Source organism: Shewanella sp. 5_MG-2023 (assembly GCF_030547465.1).
GTDB lineage: Bacteria > Pseudomonadota > Gammaproteobacteria > Enterobacterales > Shewanellaceae > Shewanella.
Map to the genome: position 1 here is coordinate 1 of NZ_JAUORC010000057.1, position 4,075 is coordinate 4,075.

At 39.4% G+C, this 4,075-nt stretch carries 4 protein-coding genes and 1 pseudogene; 1 reads left to right on the plus strand and 4 read right to left on the minus strand.

Annotated features, from left to right (window positions below; genetic code table 11):
* The coding region (locus Q4557_RS19490) for a transposase (RefSeq protein ID WP_303414963.1) at positions 1–935 on the minus strand (935 nt) is incomplete at its 3' end.
* Between the two features lie 90 nt (positions 936–1,025).
* Between Q4557_RS19490 and Q4557_RS19495 the strand changes: the two are divergent.
* Positions 1,026–1,156 (plus strand): annotated as a pseudogene (locus Q4557_RS19495) (IS91 family transposase); the annotation flags it as partial.
* Positions 1,157–1,412: 256 nt separating this feature from the next.
* Here Q4557_RS19495 and Q4557_RS19500 read toward each other — a convergent pair.
* The 3 genes from Q4557_RS19500 to Q4557_RS19510 all read right to left on the minus strand — a co-directional run bounded on the left by Q4557_RS19500 (position 1,413) and on the right by Q4557_RS19510 (position 3,854).
* Positions 1,413–2,198 carry a hypothetical protein gene (locus Q4557_RS19500; protein WP_303414965.1) on the minus strand — a complete coding sequence of 262 codons (786 nt, stop codon included), beginning with the start codon at positions 2,196–2,198 and terminating at the stop codon, positions 1,413–1,415.
* Between the two features lie 114 nt (positions 2,199–2,312).
* On the minus strand, positions 2,313–2,921 hold the full coding sequence (locus Q4557_RS19505) for a HEAT repeat domain-containing protein (RefSeq protein ID WP_303414967.1): 609 nt from the start codon (positions 2,919–2,921) through the stop codon (positions 2,313–2,315).
* 456 nt (positions 2,922–3,377) lie between these two features.
* Positions 3,378–3,854, minus strand: a complete 477-nt coding sequence (locus Q4557_RS19510; RefSeq protein WP_303414969.1) for a DUF2971 domain-containing protein — start codon at positions 3,852–3,854, stop codon at positions 3,378–3,380.
* Positions 3,855–4,075 lie beyond the last annotated feature (221 nt).

Here is a 4,075-nt window from a genome sequence, read left to right on the forward strand (position 1 = left end):
CGTTTACGCTCTAAATGTTCACAATATTCAGTTAATGCAGGTAACGCCCCTACAGCTCCTTTAAATAATGCACCAAATTCAGTGGTGATTTTTAACCAGTTTTCAGCAGGTATATTCAATCGATTGAGAATATCCTGACTACTCGCGCTGATGGCGCCACGTTTATCATCACGAATAATCCGCCCAGTATCTTCAACCAGCACAATGTAATCTTTGACGCTAAACATTAAACCATTGGGCATATCTAAACGCTCATTGCCCACAAAGGGAAGCAACGCTTTTGGTTGCTCACTGTTTATAGCTGAATTAATGCGACGCTGAATACTGGTGTGATCGGAGGTTTCAGGTGTTGCAGCCATTTGCGCGCGAATTGGATTCAAATCAACATACGCCATACAGGCGAGTACGGCCGCATCATCTAACAAGGCTTGAGATTTAAACCGCCCTTCCCAAAAACGGCCTGTACACTTGTCTTCTTTATTGGCCATTCTAGCAATCGGTTCACTCAAGGAACGCATAAACCAACTAATATCGGTTAAACGTTCTCGATATAGCCCAATACAATCATTAACCGTCTTGAATTCAAACTCATTAAGCACTTCAGCTTTAATAAATTTGTGGGTTAACAAGTTGCCTTTAAAGCATTTATGCCATTGGGTAAGTACATCAATATCAGACCATTCTTTGGCTTTATCCACATCGACTTTAAGCACGACATGTAAATGATTACTCATCACGGCATAAGCACAAATATCAATCGCAAAAATCGTCGCTAATTCAATAATACGCGAATCAACCCACTCTCGGCGATGTTCATAGTTATCACCAGTCGACTTATCAAATCCACACAAAAATGCTTTGCGCACCACCCGCGTACAGCAGTGATAGTAAGGGGTGTCTTCTAAGCTCACGAGTGTTTTTCTAGGTCTGGCCATCTTCAATCACCAAGTAATGAGCAATAACTAAAGCCTAGTAGGGTGTTTAACATTTAGCCAACTAGAATGGGTGGCCATGTTAATTTGCGCGAAAACACCACTAAAACTCAAGCCATACGACCTTGCCCTTGTTGCCGACAACCGATGATATTTATGGGGGTGCATGCACGACTGACAAGCTTTCTTAGGCAAAACCAACGACACCTAACGCCACTGTTTAAGCCGAGGAATTAGAAAGTGAACACTTAAGATGCAGAACAATAAAAGTATCAGGAGGTGCTAAGGTATTGATATGTTGAGGTAAAGAAATTAGCTGGCGATGCTAAGGGATCGATGCGGCTAGTAAAAAATGTAACTGCTCTGCACACATCGAAAAAGCGTAAGATCTTACGCCGATATTTACACTATAAAGGTATCACTCGGGCTTGTTCAACACTTGGGATAAGGACGCGGCTACGCGCGGCCTATCCTTATCTGTTATATGCCGACATCCGGAAATGGCTCATAGACTTCTTGATGTAGTATTTGAGGGAAACGCTGCTCAATTAGATTTATTAAACGCTCAACTGAAGCTAAGTAATTGAAAACTAAATTCTCTCCAAAAAGGGAGTATGGCCATGTATAGCAATAACTTATTTTATCTTCTTTAATGGCACTGTTTGGATTTAAATGAATTGAAAGGCGCTCATGCGTTCGTTCAAAATTTAAAAATGCTCTTTTAAAAATAGGATCTCTTAAAGGGAGATCTCCTGGATTATCATTTCTAAAGTGATAGCACATATCACTGACATCAAAAAAATCTAGATGTATAACTGGATAAGAAGCAGCGCAAGAGTATAAAGTGTGAATATTAATAAACTCAAATAAGCAACTTAAAACACTAAAGTCATGTAATGACTGAGCTGTCCCATAATATGGGTAGCGACCAGTCATGATTCTATTTTCATGTCGGCTCTTCATTTCATGAAGAATATTAACAGTATATTTTTCAAGATTTGTAGGGTGATCAATTATCTTATGATGATCTCTACAAAGCCACATCAAATTATCATAGCCATTTTTATTACCATTAAAAGGTACTTTTGCCCTTGGACCACTAACCCCAACTATATGTGCTCTTTCACCTAAGTTTACTCGCCCATCTGAAAGGACTTTATTGCAATACTCATGTTCATGATTGTAACTACAGCGTCCACCTGCCTTTGTAATAAGCAATGTTGTATCAGCTAAGGAAATTGTCCTTTTTTTATCATTCGTTTTCATACAGCCTCATGAGAATTGGAGCTTAATTTAGGCATATAACGCCCGCAGCTGCGGACGACTTGTAGCGACGAAGGAGCGGAAAGGCGTTCCGTCAGCCTGCGATTGTTATGCATTTTACAGTGGACTCCATTTCTTGTACTTATTCTTTCGCGCCAGAGCAACAGCACTGGTGATTTCCTCTCGCGGAGACTTTGCGCAATAATCTAAGTATTCTTCTACTTTCGCTCCAGACCACCCCGGTGCTGCCGCTACAACCCAGAAATGAATACCTTGGTTCAACTCTCTTGCAGCAACGTAATTGATGATTTTTTTTATGTGACTATCACTCGGCACCATTTTGAGCATAGCCATTGCTCGAAGAGCGCCGTCTATGAGCATCTCGTTACCAGTATCCAGGAGCTTGAATATTGGAGCAGCATCTCTTTCGTTTTCTATAGAAAGCCTGACTATTGCGTCTCCAATAGCAACGTAAACCATAGTTGCTTCGAAATCCTGTTTTGCAAGTTCATTTATAAATGGCAATGCGGGCTTATAACCACATTCACCAATAGCCATAATCATCTGGTACTGAGTTTCCCAAGTCCGAACATCTTTGAGTTCGGCCTCAAGCGCAGCCAATAGATGTGGGCCTGCATCAACATCTTTTAGCTTTCGTAATTTCTTCGCAGCAGAACGACGCTTTGGAGATTTCTTGTCTCCGAGTTGAGCCACTATTTCATTCAATGCTCGGTTCTCCGTGGTGCATAACGCCTTAATAACTGGCGTGTAGGTTGGTGTTATTTTTGCGTTTTTTTATTTTGCAAAAATGATGACAACCGTAATACGTCCAGTTGATTAACTTGTTAACTTACAATTTCGACGACCTTCACATCATAGCTATCAGTACTATTATCAGCTCGGTACATTTTATACCCGTGATGTCTGCAAATAGATGTGAGCAGATTAAGATTATCTATTTTCATTTTATGACCATAAATAACCCCATGAATTGCATAATCAGGAAGATCCATAAGACCTCCGTCTCTAAGTTTTATGCGTCGTAACATTTCGTTGGGGTGATCAGGGCAACTAATGAAGCGCATTTCCTTTTCATACGCCCAACGCTCATGTTTAGATGCAATTATTCGAGTATTTAACTCAAGGCCATCTTCACTGGAAGCTAAATTTAAGCAATCAACATCAACAACTGGGTAGATTTTTTACGTATCTTACAGGTAGTGCAGGAAAAGTTTGTCCACCAATAGTATCAAATGGATTATATACAATCGCAAACCCTGTCATACCATTTGTATAATGAGACCACATTAATGGATCTCTATACTCATCACTTACACAACAAATTTTTGTATTTGTCCGATCACTGAGTGTTTTAATATGGCCATTTGCTAATCTATCAACCTCGCGGCTGGCAATTTCTTTAAGTGTTTCTAAATCAGCTTGCTCTACAAATTTTTTTTCTCCAATGCTCTTACTTGAATATAAAAACCAATTCCGCAACCCTTTTTCGTCACTTGGCAAAGTGAGATCTAGTTGATAAAGGAACTCAAATGGATCATTAAAATCTTTGGCACTAGAAAACCACAAAGTTCTATTGTTGAGTTCAGACAGCGAAAATTGACTAAATTGACGAAATCTAAAAAACTTATTTTCAAACATACGACCGATTTCTCTTGTGAGTTAACGCCTTGCTAAGCGGAAAATAATGGTTGGCTATAATCGCGAAGCGATGGCCAACTGTTATTTTTCCGTTTAAGCAACTTGTTATACCCAATTTAACACCTTAACATCTGTTTTAAATGATTTTTTAAATTTTATTAAACTTCTCTGGCTTGGGTTTACAACATATTTATTGTGGCAAATTGACAGTAAAGGAATAT